13 protein-coding genes are annotated in these 14,911 nt (G+C 43.5%); 4 read left to right on the forward strand and 9 right to left on the reverse strand.

The genetic code is table 11. The features are described 5' to 3' along the window. Positions 1 to 631 precede the first annotated feature (631 nt). From KW060_RS11165 to KW060_RS11190, 6 genes are all read right to left on the reverse strand, one after another. Positions 632 to 2,377 carry an amidohydrolase gene (locus KW060_RS11165; protein ID WP_249037015.1) on the reverse strand — a complete coding sequence of 582 codons (1,746 nt, stop codon included), beginning with the start codon at positions 2,375 to 2,377 and terminating at the stop codon, positions 632 to 634. A gap of 39 nt (positions 2,378 to 2,416) precedes the next feature. After that, a complete protein-coding gene (locus tag KW060_RS11170) occupies positions 2,417 to 3,868 on the reverse strand; it encodes a sodium:solute symporter family protein (protein ID WP_249037016.1) in 1,452 nt (483 codons plus the stop codon). Between the two features lie 56 nt (positions 3,869 to 3,924). After that, positions 3,925 to 4,236: an ArsR/SmtB family transcription factor gene (locus KW060_RS11175; protein ID WP_249037017.1), complete on the reverse strand. Its 312-nt coding sequence runs from the start codon at positions 4,234 to 4,236 to the stop codon at positions 3,925 to 3,927. After that, positions 4,229 to 5,416: an organoarsenical effux MFS transporter ArsJ gene (gene arsJ, locus KW060_RS11180; RefSeq protein WP_249037018.1), complete on the reverse strand. Its 1,188-nt coding sequence runs from the start codon at positions 5,414 to 5,416 to the stop codon at positions 4,229 to 4,231. Before arsJ ends, KW060_RS11175 begins: the two co-directional genes overlap by 8 nt. Then, positions 5,409 to 6,413 (reverse strand): ArsJ-associated glyceraldehyde-3-phosphate dehydrogenase, encoded by a 1,005-nt coding sequence (locus KW060_RS11185; RefSeq protein WP_249037019.1) that lies wholly within the window; start codon positions 6,411 to 6,413, stop codon positions 5,409 to 5,411. Before KW060_RS11185 ends, arsJ begins: the two co-directional genes overlap by 8 nt. Positions 6,414 to 6,607: 194 nt before the next feature. Continuing rightward, positions 6,608 to 7,204 carry an OsmC family protein gene (locus KW060_RS11190; RefSeq protein WP_249037020.1) on the reverse strand — a complete coding sequence of 199 codons (597 nt, stop codon included), beginning with the start codon at positions 7,202 to 7,204 and terminating at the stop codon, positions 6,608 to 6,610. Positions 7,205 to 7,339: 135 nt separating this feature from the next. Between KW060_RS11190 and KW060_RS11195 the strand changes: the two genes are divergently transcribed. Next, a complete protein-coding gene (locus tag KW060_RS11195) occupies positions 7,340 to 7,804 on the forward strand; it encodes an Lrp/AsnC family transcriptional regulator (RefSeq protein WP_249037021.1) in 465 nt (154 codons plus the stop codon). Then, positions 7,804 to 8,970, forward strand: coding sequence for a winged helix-turn-helix domain-containing protein (locus tag KW060_RS11200; RefSeq protein ID WP_249037022.1), 1,167 nt, complete (start codon positions 7,804 to 7,806; stop codon positions 8,968 to 8,970). The genes KW060_RS11195 and KW060_RS11200 overlap by 1 nt, the downstream gene beginning before the upstream one ends. Here the strand turns inward: KW060_RS11200 and recQ are convergent. Further along, on the reverse strand, positions 8,948 to 10,765 hold the full coding sequence (gene recQ / locus KW060_RS11205) for a DNA helicase RecQ (RefSeq protein WP_249037023.1): 1,818 nt from the start codon (positions 10,763 to 10,765) through the stop codon (positions 8,948 to 8,950). The two genes, KW060_RS11200 and recQ, sit on opposite strands and share 23 nt — an antisense overlap. Positions 10,766 to 10,777: 12 nt before the next feature. Next, positions 10,778 to 11,803 carry an MBL fold metallo-hydrolase gene (locus KW060_RS11210; RefSeq protein WP_249037024.1) on the reverse strand — a complete coding sequence of 342 codons (1,026 nt, stop codon included), beginning with the start codon at positions 11,801 to 11,803 and terminating at the stop codon, positions 10,778 to 10,780. An 85-nt stretch (positions 11,804 to 11,888) separates the two neighbouring features. On the opposite strand from KW060_RS11210, the gene KW060_RS11215 reads away from it, so the two are divergent. Continuing rightward, complete coding sequence (locus KW060_RS11215) at positions 11,889 to 12,656, forward strand: 3-keto-disaccharide hydrolase (protein WP_249037025.1); 768 nt, start codon at positions 11,889 to 11,891, stop codon at positions 12,654 to 12,656. Here KW060_RS11215 and KW060_RS11220 read toward each other — a convergent pair. Continuing rightward, complete coding sequence (locus KW060_RS11220; RefSeq protein WP_249037026.1) at positions 12,653 to 13,837, reverse strand: ATP-binding protein; 1,185 nt, start codon at positions 13,835 to 13,837, stop codon at positions 12,653 to 12,655. The genes KW060_RS11215 and KW060_RS11220 overlap by 4 nt on opposite strands. A 234-nt stretch (positions 13,838 to 14,071) precedes the next feature. Here KW060_RS11220 and KW060_RS11225 point away from each other — a divergent pair, with 234 nt between their 5' ends. Then, entirely contained in the window at positions 14,072 to 14,887 is an 816-nt protein-coding gene (locus KW060_RS11225) for a GNAT family N-acetyltransferase (RefSeq protein WP_249037027.1), read from the forward strand. Positions 14,888 to 14,911 lie beyond the last annotated feature (24 nt).

The raw sequence follows: 14,911 nt of genomic DNA on the forward strand, positions 1-14,911 counted from the left end.
GGGGATTTGCTTTATAATTTGGTTCAGTTTAAGGGTTGAATTTAGCGAAATTCTAATGTCCACCTTGACACAAAGCGGACATAGGATAACTTCTTTTTTTGCGTCACTGTGTTATTTTCGAAGCGTGTAAAACCGCGAACGAGCTTTAAATATCAAGCTACCGTAGATGGTCCAAAACAGCGATACCAGAAGTATGTGTACGCTGTTGTTACCATAATTGATGTACATTGCATTGATGAAGAAAAACAGTAAACTCAAAATCATAAAAATCACAATAGCGAGTACTTTGAATTGCTTTACATACCAAAGAGATACAGCCGCTAGTAATTGTAAAACAATCTGAACTACAACCCATGCCCGATAGGTTTCGCTATCAGATGAGAAGAGTAGAATATGAAGTAATGTGCTGATTATGATGCCAAAAATCAACGTAGATGTAACTAACTGAAAAAATCTCTCGATCCACATATTCGCCATCTCCCCAATAAATAACAATAAAGTTAAGTAAATTTAAAAGAACTGTCAAACATGTATAATTTTCAACGTCCTAATTGGGTAGATTGCAAACACCAATAAGAAATAAAAAGAGGCAAATGCACTTAACACATTTGCCTCTTCATAAAATCTAAAATTAATCGCGTTCAAAAACCACTTTGCCGTTCACGAGGGTCATCATGACCTCGCCATTCAGCAGGTCAGATGGGTTTGTTGTGCCGACGTTCAGGATGTCTTTATCAACGACCGCGATATCTGCCCACATGCCCGGTTTTAATTGACCGACGTTGTTTTCCACATGGGCACTGTATGCCGCCCAATTGGTGTAACCGCGCACGGCTTCTTCCGCTGTTAATTTTTCCTCTGGCAGGAACCCTTCAACAGGATAGCCTTCTTTATTGGCGCGGGTAATCGCACCATAAATGCCATAGAAAATGTTATGGTCATATGAACTTAAATCAGAACCAAACGCAAGACGAATGCCATAACGGCGCATTTTACGCCATGCATACATGTCTTTTGCGCGTTCTTCACCGATGCGGCTTAATGCCCATGGTGGATCTTCTGATACATAGGGTGGTTGTGCGGATGCAATCACGTTTAATTCCACCCAACGTGGATAATCATCCGGATGAACCACGGATGCATGTTCACTACGGTGTCTTAAGTTTCTAAGTTCCGGATTAATGGCATAATTTCTTTCCAGGAATTCCAGAATTTCACGGTTTGCCTTATCCCCAATCGCATGGGTGTTAATTTGGAATCCAGCCTGGATCATTTGATCCATTTGCCCAATTTGCTTGGTCCAGTTTTCATCAAGACCGGAATGTTCCGGCGCATCTGAATATGGTTCAAGAAAACGTGCGCTTCTGACGCCCAACGTGCCATCAAGGCCCGATTTCATTGAACGAACGAACAGCATATTGCCCGGGAATGTTTTTGGCCCCTTGGCGGTCCATTCATCCACAAGCTTTGAATCCGCGCGGTCCACCATCGCATAAATTCTGATCGGCATATTTTTTTCAGCATCCAAGCTTTCAAACGCCGCCATGCTTAATGATGCGGTACCCGCGTCATGGGTCATAGTGAAACCGTCACTGGCCATAACATTCATGGCTTTATGAAGTGTATCTTTACGTTCTTCAACTGTTTCCGGTGGTAACGTACGGCGCCAGATACGGCCCGCTTCATCGAGTGCCACACCGGAAAGTTCGCCGTCCTCATAACGGGTGAATGTTCCTTTATCCGGGTCTTCGGTGTTTCTGTCAAATCCGGCCGCTACAAGTGCCGCCCTATTGCCCCAAACACCGAAACCAGTTTCACCGCCCATAAGAACAGGGTTATCAGGGAATAGTTCGCTTAAGCGTTTTTCAGTTGGCAGGATGTTCATCCATTCGCCCTCATCCCAGCCGCCACCTAAAATCCATTCACCGGGGGCAAGTTCTCTGTCCTTGGTGGCCTCGATGATCATTTGGATCGCTTCGTCTTCGTTGGCGGCACCAGTGATGCTTACGTATTTTTCATTGGCGATCAGTCCCCTGATATGGCTGTGCGCATCAACAAAACCCGGATATACATGACCGCCCTTGGCGTCAATCATCTGGGTATTTTCACCTTGATAGGCGCTCATTTCCGCCATTGAACCGATGGCAAGGATGTTACCGTCTTTTATGGCAATGGCTTCACCATCCGGTGACCATGTGCCGTTACTATAAGGAGCGTCACTTGCCGGAACACCTTCGGCGTCCGGATCCCCCCATGAAAATGAATAAACCTTGCCGTTATGCAATATGCTATCGGCGGTGATTTGATTTTGTGGTGGTTGCTCCTCTGCGCAGGCCACAAGCAATAATGCCATTAGTATTGAAGATATTTTCTTCATTGTTCTCCCCTTTTTTTGATGTCCCTAATTTGTAACCTTTTATTTGTAAAAAGTTTCTAAGTCCTCTTCATGACTATGTTTTGTATTTAATGAAATGATAATCAGTACTGGTAACGATACAACCCAACCGACATAGGATGCCGCAAATCCGTAAGGTTCGTCAAGAACTGTCCATATCACGGCGCAGGCTCCACCGCTTACGATGCTCCAAAATGCGCCGCTGGCCGTTGTCCGTTTCCAGAAAAGCAAACCCAGCATCGGGAAAAACAGCCCCGCAGCGGCGAATGTGTAAGCATATAAAATTAAATCCAGCACCCGCGGCACAAGAAATGCCGATCCGATCGTCAACACACCAAGCACGATTGTGGTAATACGTGCCACACGAAGCATGTCACCACTATCCGCATCGGGCTTAAGATATTTTTTATAAATGTCATTGGTAAAAATCGCCACCGGGCCGATAAGACAGCTATCCGCCGTCGACATTACCGTCGCGATATAAGCCGCAATAACGAGACCACCAATACCCACCGGTAATAAGGTCATAATCATGGTCGGTGTCGCGAGTTCCGGATCAGCCAAATCTGGCATTAAAATACGTGCGATCAGGCCAACCAACGTTGTCCCCACCGCAAATAATGGCCATTCAATTGGAACACCGGTATAGAAAAACGCGCGCTGCGCCGTTTTAACATCACGGGCAGCCACAATACGCTGTAATCCCACAATCGATACGAACCAAATCGGAATTACGGCAAAAAACCATCCAATTATTTGTTTCCATCCCGCCGCCGTCCAGTCAAGCAAGGACGCCGTTTCCGGATTGGACGAAAGCGTATCAACCATTCCACCAATACCACCGACTTGCATTAAACCAACAGGAACCAGAATAAAAATAATGCCGATCATTAATATGACCATTTGAAAGACATCCGTATAAATCACGGCTTTTAATCCGCCCATCGCCGTATAACCGACAATAATCGCGCCAATGATTAATGTGGCACTGGTCAGGTCCCAACCCATGGACACCTGTAACAATTTACCACCCGCGATAATTTGCCCGCCAACAAACGCCGACCACGCCAGCCCCACCACAATGGCGGCGACAGTGCCGGTTCGTTGATCAAATCTGGCTTCGAATAAATCGCCAGTGGTTAACCCTTTCATTTTATCGGCCCAGTGTTTGACCTTTGGCACCATAAAAAAGGAAACAAGAACGATACTTAACCCCGATACGGCAATGATCCATGACCCAGACAGCCCAAGCGTAAACCCAAGCCCGCCCATGGCGATACTAAATCCGCCGCCCATGTCGGTTGCGGTCGTGGAACAGGTAATTTGAAAGGTATTCATATTGCGGTCAGCCGCAAGAAAGCTTTCTGTTTCTTTTCCTTTTTCCTTGGTACGCATGGTGTAAACACCCACCAAAAACAGAAACAGAAAATATCCCCCAATCGCAATTAAATCTAATATATGTAAATCCCGCATTCCTCATCCCTTTTTATTTTAAGGGCATCTTAAAGGATGAAATGCAGCATTACAATTTACTTTATAAGGTCACAAATTTCCGGCTGACCATCACAACAATCATTGATCAGATAACCGATAAAATCTTTCGTCAGGTCAATTGACACCGAATAATAAAGAAACCGGCCATCCCGCCTTGATGAAATGACACCCGCATTGGAAAGAATATTTAAATGGGATGACAGGCTATTATCCGCGACCCCAAGTTCCTTGGCAATACTGCCCGCTGCCATTTCGCTGTTGCCGCATTTCATCAGCAGGCGAAAGACCGCAAAACGTGTTTCCTGCGCCAGTGCGCTTAAAATCACCACAGCATTTTCATTATTCATTGTTTATTCTCCTGACCAATAAAACGGACATTAAAATCATTCCGCTTGATACCGCAAGACACGCTTCAAGCCCATAATATTGATATACAAGTCCCGAAAGCAATGTTCCTAAAAAACGTCCTATAGCATTTGCCATATAATAAAACCCGACATTTAAGGACACTTTTTCGTGATCGGATAAGGCAACAATCAAATATGAATGAAGCGATGAATTAAAGGCAAAAACAACACCAAAAACCATTAACCCCGCAAGCATCAATGCGACATTATCCCCAACGAACATAATTAAAATGGTGATAAGCACCAATATCCAACCCCAATTGGCCGCCGATGAAATGGCCGTGACGCTGTCATTGGTGTTTTTTAAGAACTTTGGCACCAATGCCTGAATGATACCGTAACCAATAACCCAGATAGCCATAAAGCCCCCCGTTTGATCAAAGCTCCAACCCGCAACACTGCTTAAAAAAACGGGCAAACCCACCACAAACCAGACATCACGGCTCGCGAATAAAAATATCCGCGCGGCCGATAGCAAATTGATCGGCCGTGATTTAAAAACCAGTTCCCGTTTTTTGATTTTTACTTTTGATTTCCCAAGTTCCTGTGTCAGGCAACAAATGCACAGCACCAGTATCATCAATAAAACCACCGCCATAATGATAAGCGCATAAAAGAAACCGGTTACAGTTAATAAAAAACCACCAACAAAAAAACCAAATCCTTTAAGTGCATTTTTCGATCCAGTTAACAGCGATACCCATTTAAACAACAAGCTATCACCACCTTCGGGTACCACCAACTTAACGGCGGATTTGGAACTCATTTTCGTAAGATCCTTGGCGCATCCCGACATGGCTTGCGTGATCATTATGTATATAACCGCGCTCGCCATATTCAGGCTTTCCGGTAGGAATGCCAGCATGGTAAGGGCTGCGATCTGTAACGCTAACCCCATATAAAGTGTAAGACGCAAACCAAACCGCGCCCCGATCCAGCCACCAACGAAATTAGTCATAATGCCCATGGCTTCATATAAAAGAAATAAAAACGCCAGCTCAAGCGGCTGATAACCCATCGCATGGAAATTCAGCAACACGAGCATACGCAACGCCCCATCGGTGATGGTAAAGCCCCAATAAGCCATCGTGACAATGGCATAGCTTTTACCGTCAGCCATTTGCGATCATCTCGGTTAGTTCAACCATGCGGTTCACATAACCCCATTCATTGTCATACCAGACATAAAGCTTTAATTGGGTTCCGTTCACGACCATGGTCGATGGCCCATCCACAATTGATGAACGCGGGTCATTGACAAAATCGGTCGATACAAGCGGTCGGTCTTCGATGCCCAAAATATCTTTTAAATATGTGTTTTCTGCTTCACGGAATAATGAGTTTACCGTTTTCGCATCCGTTTCAGTTTCCAGTTCAAACACGCAATCGGTCAGGGACGTATTTAAAAGCGGCACACGCACCGCATGACCGTTCAGTTTTCCTTTTAATTCTGGGTAAATGATCGTGATCGCTGTTGCTGACCCTGTAGTGGTCGGGATTAAACTGTTAAGGCATGACCTTGACCGTCTTAAATCCTTATGCGGCATATCAACGATCACTTGGGTGTTGGTAACATCGTGAATAGTTGTCATTGAACCATGTTTGATACCAAGCTTTTCATGGATCACCTTCACCACCGGTGCAAGACAATTTGTTGTGCATGATGCCGCCGTAATCAGATCATGCTTTTCAGCATCATAAAGATCGTCATTAACCCCCATCACAAGGTTCAATGCCCCCTCTTCCTTCACAGGGGCGGACACCAGAACTTTCTGAATGTTCCGGTCATAATAGGGCTGCAGCGTTTCGCGTGATTTAAATTTTCCGGAACATTCAATTACAATATCAACATCGTCACCCGTCCATGAAATTTCTGACGGTGACATATGTTCGGTGAAGACAATTTCCTGACCATTGACGGTTAAGACGTTCCCATTAATGTTAATATCACCATCCCAACGACCATGAACCGTATCAAATTCCAATAGATGCGCTGCGGCCTCTATCCCGCCAAAAGGTTCATTAATCGCCACAACGTCAATGTCGGTTCTATCCAGCAACGCCCGCAAATATAGCTTCCCCATCCGGCCAAAACCATTAATCGCAATTTTTGTCATTCTTCACCTGCTTAACATTTCAATAATCGTTGAAATAACGAATTGTTAGACAAAAGTAAAGCGATTCATGAAAACTTCATAAAAAAAGCCGCCCTGAAAAGAGCGACTTTTTAAACGCAGTTGTCATGCCCGACCCCGCAAGGGATACTATAATATTAACAGTCAGCGAAGCCGGGCAGACATGCTGATGAAACTTAATTTCCGCTTCTGCTGACGGCTTCTTCGCCGTTATAGACAAGACGTGTTGACCATGGAATTGGGTTACGCAGTGCATAATGCGCCATGCAGCCGCCTTCTGCCTCTTGCAATAGATCCATGATGCGTTCTTTTGATTCCGGGCTGTCGATGATCACATGGGTTTCAACCATGTCACAACCGCCCTCTGTCATGTAACCATGATCACGCATATGACCTAGGTTGGTTCTGAATTTAATGCGCTGTTCTAATTTCAAGCTGTCTACCTGAATTTTACGGGCTGTCAGAATGTCCGTTAAATGCGTCATCAGGCAAAAACCGATACCCGCAGCGAAAAACGCTAGTGGTGGTGGCGCTGTGTCTTCGCCGACTGGTGGCTGTTCATCACAGTAGAGTTTCACTGGGCTAAATCCCGGGATATTCACAGAAACCACACCCTGCTTTGATTGCATTTTGCCGGCCTCGGCAACAAGGTTTACATCAAATGTATATGGTTCCGGATGGCGTGCCTTTGTAAAAGGGCCGACTTCGAATTGTGTCGGGGCGATCGCGCCCGGGTTTCTTTCACCAACGTGGAAAAACTTTTCTTCTGACATTTTATTCTCCTGAATGACTGATTTGATGCAATCAAAATACATCAAAACGCCTGCAGAAATTCGTCAAAATCAGCCTTGAATGACATAATTTTGATGATATCATTCATAATTATTTACTTTTTGAAGGAATTCACCATGATCACTGATCAGGATAAAAAGATATTAGGCACACTGCAAAATAATGGCCGCATGTCGATGGTTGACTTGGCGCATGAAGCCAATATGTCAGAATCAACCTGCCTACGCCGCACCAAAAGTCTTGAGGAAGTTGGCGTGATCAAGGGATATTCCGCCAACCTTGATTATGAAAAGGCGGGCTTTGATGTGATGGCTTTTGTGCAGGTTAATATTAATCAGAATAGCGAGGCCGAATTTGACAATTTCAAAAATGCGGTTCGCGCGTCACCCTATATCCTTGAATGTTATTCCCTATCCGGCCCATACGACCATTTGATGAAAGTGGTCGCACGCAACAATAAGGAACTATCGCATTTTATCTTAAAAACCTTAAAAACATTTCCAGAAATTCGTGATGCGCAGACGCTTTTTGTGTTACATGAGGTCAAACACACAAACGCACTGCCATTGGATCTGCCATAATGGAAATTAAAAACAAAGATATTCGCAATTTATGGATATCAACAACGGGACTATCGGTAAGCCCAGCGGGGCAACTTGATTTAATGGAACTGATCAAACAGATCGGTTTTGTTCAGCTTGATACCATTCAAAATGTCAGCCGCGCCCACCATCATATCATCTGGAGCCGTAATCAAAATTATCAGGAACATATGCTTGATGACCTGCTTAAGGAAAAGGGTAACATATTCGAACATTTCACCCATGACGCATCCGTCATCCCGGTTGAATATTACCCCATGTGGACCCGTCAGTTTGGACGCATGAAGGCCTATTATGATAAATCAAAACGATATCAGGAAATGTTAAAACTTGCAGATTTTGATGACATAATCGGCCGCATTACAAATGAAGGGGCACTTTCCACAGAGGCTTTCAATACTACGAAGCAAACTGACAAAATGTGGTCCAGGCCACCGCATAAACTGGCGCTTGATTATATGTGGTATGCGGGTGAACTTGCCACATCACACCGCGAAAAGTTTAAAAAGTTCTATGATCTATCCGAACGGGTCATTCCAGAACAACATTTAAATCATGACAATGATGATCAGGCGCAAATCAATTGGTTATGTGAAAATGCGCTTGATAAATTAAGCTTTGCAAACGCAAAAGAAATAAAGGAATTCTGGGACGCAACCGATAGATCAGAAGTGAATAATTGGATTAAATATCAAAAGCTAACCCCCATAAAATGGCAATCTGCAGAAGGAACCTGGATAGACGCCTTTGCACCCGCTGATATTGCGTTGCGTCTTGAAAAGGCCAAGAACCCAACATCAAAATTAAGAATATTAAACCCGTTTGATCCGGCCATCCGTGACCGTGAACGGCTTTTAAAGCTGTTCGGGTTTGATTATAAAATTGAAATATTCGTCCCCGCCGCCAAACGAAAATGGGGATATTACGTTTATCCGATCCTTGAAGGGAACCGTTTCATTGGGCGTATTGACCTTAAGGGCGACAGAAAGAAAAAACTGCTGAATGTGATAAATTTTTGGTCGGAACCAAATGTGAAATGGACAACAAATCGTCAGGAAAAACTAGAGACGGAATTATCACGCCTTGGAAAGCTCGCGGACCTCGAAACTGTAAATTGGATGATTAAACCAGATTTTCCGCAATAAATTCAGTAAACTGTTTCGCGAATTTTTTCTGTTTTTCAGCACCAACACCATATACGCCGCCAAAATCATCATATGATGTCGGCTTTTGCACGGCCATGTCGATAAGGCTTTTATCTGAAAAAATAATGTAAGCAGGCACCGACCGTTCTGCGGCAATTTCCTTACGCAGTGATTTTAATTTCAAATATAAATCCTGATCCTCACTTGGCAGTTCTTGAACCACTTGCGCGGATTTTTTATTACTTGAGGTCGCGGATTTTTTATAGCTAACGTCAGGTCGATATCTAAATTCGCCATTTCCCCTTAATAAATCAAATCCTTCGTCCGTGATTTTAAGCGATCCATACTCCATATCCGATACAATAAAACCGCGTGCCATTAATTGGCGGGCAATCACTTTCCACTCATTAATCGAATATTCTTTACCGACGCCAAATGTCGGCAACATATCATGATTAAGCTGACTGATTTTATCCGTCATTTTTCCGGTAACGATATTAACAATATGAGCAACACCAAAACTTTGCCCCGTGCGGTAAATGGCTGAAATGAATTTTTGCCCTGCTTCCACCGCATCAACCGTTTCACGCGGGTTTTGGCATAAATCACAATTACCGCATTTTTCATATTCCGGATCATCGCCAAAATACCGCAGCAATGTTACCCGGCGACATTCCGGTGCTTCTGCATAAGACAGCAGTGCGTTTAAACGTTGATGACCGCGTCTTTTATGCCCGTCATCGGACTGTTCATTATCAATGAACATACGCCGCATCCGAATATCATCAAGGCCGTATAACATATGCGCTATCGATGCATCACCGTCCCGTCCTGCCCGGCCGATTTCCTGATAGTATGCTTCGGGTGAGCTGGGCAAATCCGTATGGAACACAAAACGAATATCCGGTTTATCAATGCCCATCCCAAATGCGATGGTCGCGACCATGATCAAATCCGGTTCAGTCATAAATTTATTTAAATTTCGTTCACGGTCATTGCCCGTCATACCCGCATGGTACGGAAGCGCGTTATACCCGCTTTCCATTAATATGGCTGTGGCCTCTTCCGTCTTTTTACGGGACAGGCAATAGACAATCCCGTTTTCATTACCGGGGCGATCTTTCATAAATTTTAAAAGTTGTTTTTTCCAGCCCGCCTTTATTTCCACATTAAGCGCAATGTTAGGACGGTCAAACCCGGTCAGATAGGTTTTCACATTATCTGAAAATATCTTTTCACAAATTTGCTCGCGCGTTCCCTTATCCGCCGTCGCGGTTAGCGCAATAATGGGAATATTCGGGTAACGGCGATGTAATAAGGCAAGGTCTTCATATTCCGGACGAAAGGCTGCGCCCCACTGCGAAATACAATGCGCTTCATCAATTGCAAATAACGACACATTCAATTCATCAACGCGGTCCAGCATTTGTTCAGTCATTAATTTTTCCGGCGATACATAAAGGAACTTCAATGTCCCATCATTGATTTTTCGCCAAATTTCCCGTCCCTCATCCGGACCCGTATTTGAATTAATGGTTTCTGCGGCGACGCCCGCGATTTTTAAGGCTTCCACCTGATTTTGCATTAATGAAATTAAGGGTGAAACAACAATTGTTAATCCATCCATCATTAAGCCCGGCAATTGAAAACAGAGCGATTTACCCGCCCCCGTAGGCATCACCGCAAGGACATTTTCACCAGAAATAATATGTTCGATAATTTGTTTTTGTTTGCCGCGAAAGGCGTCAAAGCCGAAGACATCCTTTAAGACCTCTTCGGCAGATGAATTATTCATATTGTCCACAGATTACTTATCCAGTACTTTTGAATCCTCGAACTTTCCATCACTTTGGCGTTCACGTTCACCAATAATGATATCATCACCTGTTAATGTGATTTCCATCATATCATGGGCAACCGTTAACGGCCCGTCATAATATGGGGCCGTATCACGGCGCAGGTCCGCTTCTGTTGTTCCCGGTGGAATAATATGGGAATAAACGGCCATCTTTGGCTTGGTTCTGGCAAATACATGACCAACCTGTTCCGGTGTTGAATGAACGGTCAAGCTGACATTGGCAAGGTTAGCTTCCGGTGTTGCGCCCGGTGATGGCACCTGTACTTCATGAATTAACAGATCAACGCCCTCACCCACTTTATTAATTTCTGATTTTTCCGTTGATCTTGTATCACCGGAAAATAGAACGGAATGCCCTTTATAATCAATTCTGAAACCAAGTGTTTCACCACGTAATCCCAAAAGATCGCCAGTTGAAATATCAATCGGCATATGTTCCACTTGGAACGCAGTAATTTTAAGACCGTCTTCATCAAAAATAACGCCGTCGGATACTTCGTCCACGATCAATTCAGTGCCCGCTTTCGGTACACCAACCATAACACGGTAATCAATATCCCACTGATATGCTTTTTCGATATGATCCATCATATTTTTAATGCCTTTTGGTCCCTGCACCCTTAACGGTACACGGCGTCCAAACAGCCAACCGCTTAACCACGCACTTGAAATGCTAACGGTATGATCAAAATGAAGGTGGGTAACAATCACATGATCAACACCCGAAATGGCATCAAACCCGCCGGCTTCAAATAATCTCTCACGCATGCCTGGGCCCGCATCAACAAGAATTTTATGATCGCCTGCTTCCACATAAATGCTTGGGCCATATCTTTCTGTGGATGGTCTTGGTGCGCCAGTTCCCAGAAACGTCAATTTCATCACATCGTTATCCGGGGATACCTGATAATCCGCAGCCAATGTCGGCAATGAAAAACTAAACGCAATAAAACTTAAAAATATTTTTTTAATCATTTCGACCCTCATTTCCTATATTTGCGTTTACCTTACGCACTTGGATCATTAAGATCAAATCCAAACTTATAAAGGGGAAATAATCATGATTAAAAAACTGGCCGCAATTGGCCTTATGCTTTCCGCGTCTTTCGCACAGGCACAAGAAGGGGAATGGGAACAAATATTTAACGGTGAAAATCTTGATGGTTGGACGATAAAATTTTCCGGTCAAGATCTTGGCGTTAATTACCGCGACACATTTCGGGTAGAAGACGGCATGATGCGTGTGGTTTACGATAACTATGAAACATTCGATGATGCCTATGCCCATATTTATTATAAAGAAAAACTATCCCATTACCGTCTTAAGCTGGAATATCGTTTCACTGGCCTTCAGGTGCCGGAATCCGAAGTATGGAATAACCGCAACAGCGGCGTCATGTTCCATAGTCAGTCACCAGAAAGCATGTATTTTGATCAGGATTTCCCAGCTAGCGTAGAAGCACAATTCTTAGGCGGCCTTGAAGATGGGAAAGAGCGTCAAACAGCCAACATCTGTACACCGGGCACCGATTTCCATATTGACGGCGAACTTTATAGCGAACATTGTTACCGCTCAACATCCAAGACATATTTCGGTGATCAATGGGTCAGCATTGAATTAGAAGTCCGCGGTGACGAAGTTATCCGCCATTTTGTAAATGGCGAACTTGTATTTGAATATGAAAAAACGCGCATCATTCCAAATGAAGAAGACAGCGCCCATTTCATCAAGGAAGCCTTGCCATTGAAAGAAGGCTACATTGCATTACAAGCCGAAAGCCATCCAATTGATTTCAGGAATGTGTATATAATGCGTCTTATCGATTAAACCTCGTTACTTGCTTTCATAGACGGGAATTGTCTGACGGTACGTTTTGCCGGGAAATAAATCTTGGCAATCGTACCTGTTGGTACGGCATTATATAAATTAAATTTACCGTTATGGGCTTCCACATATGATTTCACAAGCGGAAGTCCAAGACCTGTTCCTTCATGATTTCTAACGAATGCGCCATCAAGCTGCGAGAACGGTTTTAAGATATCATCCATTTTATTGATCGGAATGCCTGGTCCTTGATCCTCAACATCAATGGTAAAGGCACCACGTTCATCTTGCTTAATCGAAACATAAATCTCGGTATGTTCCGGCGAAAATTTAACCGCATTGGATAACAGGTTAATTACTACCTGCCTGATTAGCTGTTCATCAAGTCTGATATAATCAACACAGTTATGCGGACGTTTGATGATGGTAATATTTTTGGATAGTGCCTTTGGCGCCATAATCCTGATGGCTTCATCAACGATATCTTCTGGAAATTCATCACTTTCCATCAGATCAAAATTACCAGATTCAATGCGCGATAAATCAAGAATACTATTAATAAGCCCCAACAAATGACGTCCACTTGAATGAATATCACCAATGTAACCCAGCACAGCCTGTGAACTGACCTCTTTTGACATATGCTGTAAAATCAAATCCGAAAAACCGATTACAGCATTAAGTGGCGTTCTTAATTCATGGGACATGTTAGCGAGGAAATCTGATTTTGCTTTACTGGCTTCTTCGGCGTGTTGACGCGCTTTTTTAAGTTCGCCCATCTTGCGTTCCGAAATATGCATATTTGCCTGCAGTAACGTTAACGCGGAACCAATCCCCTTGTATTCGCCATTATCAACAATGATAAAACCTTCCTGAAGCGCATGTTTGCTTTCACTCGCAAATCTTGCGTTCATTTCATCGACCTTGGTATTACTGTTTACAATCACTGGATTGCTATCCATCAAAACGGAAACGGGTTGTTTACTGTAAAGTGGTCGACCGTATCTGTCCGCAAGCCTAACAAGGAAATCCATTCTTTTTAAAATACCAATTGGCTTATCCCCATCCAGAACCGGAATAGCCAGCAAATCCGAATCGTTTCTAAAGCGTTCAAAAATTTCTGCACAACAGTCTGTTTCCAGCGCGGGTTCTATATATTCCGTGATTAAATCAACGGTTTCCATACAGTCTCTTTTATTATTTTTATACCTCATATCCCACTTCCAACTTGGTCAAAATATAAGGCATACTGATTCACAAAAATGAAATGCACGTAACCAAAAAATGAATATTTTATGACATTTAGTTCCCCACATTTTAGAGGTTAAACAATTCATAAAAGTAGCATTTAACTGCAACGTGTCTGTAACAAACGAACTCCATTAAGGGTTGAAATTAACCTGGTACAGGAGTTAGAAATGACGCCACTAAAGTTTAATAGCCTTGAAGTAAAGCTTGCTGAAACTTCACAAGAGATCGAAGCAGCTCAAGCATTAAGATACCGCATCTTTTATGATGAAATGGGTGCTAAACCATCTACACGGTGCAAGGCATTAAAACGTGACATTGATACCTATGACATCGTTTGCGATCATTTAATTGTGGTCGATACCGACCTGGGTACGGATGATGAACCAGCCGTTGTTGGCACATACCGCCTTCTTCGTGGGAATGTGGCCGAGGCAACAACAGGTTTTTATTCCGAAAATGAATTCGAATTTGACAATCTTGCCTACGCACCGGAAGAAGTTCTTGAACTTGGCAGATCATGCATCGACAGCAAATACCGTAGACGCGGTGCCATGCAGTTATTATGGCGTGGCATAAGTGATTATCTTGATCTTTACAACATCAAGATCATGATCGGTTGCGGTAGCATTCATGGTACAGATGTAAAAGAAACCGAACGCGTTCTTTCTTATCTGCATCACTATCATCTTGCGCCAAGCTCATTACGTCCGGTTGCGCTTGCTGATCGTTATCAGGAAATGAACCTGATTGATGAAGATTATCTTGATGCGGGTCTTATTCAGGCGGAATTACCACCACTATTAAAAGGATACCTTCGTGTTGGTGCCTATGTCGGTGATGGCGCCGTAATCGATAGACAGTTTAATACCATTGACGTTTGTATTGTTGTGGAAACGGAAAATATTACGGGCAAATATAAATCCCACTTCAAACGTGATAAAGCCCGTACGGAAACAACAGAACATGCAGTACAGGCCAGCTAACAATAATTCTACGCATTCCAACAT

This window comes from Pseudemcibacter aquimaris (assembly GCF_028869115.1).
In the GTDB taxonomy this organism is placed as follows: Bacteria; Pseudomonadota; Alphaproteobacteria; order Sphingomonadales; family Emcibacteraceae; genus Pseudemcibacter; species Pseudemcibacter aquimaris.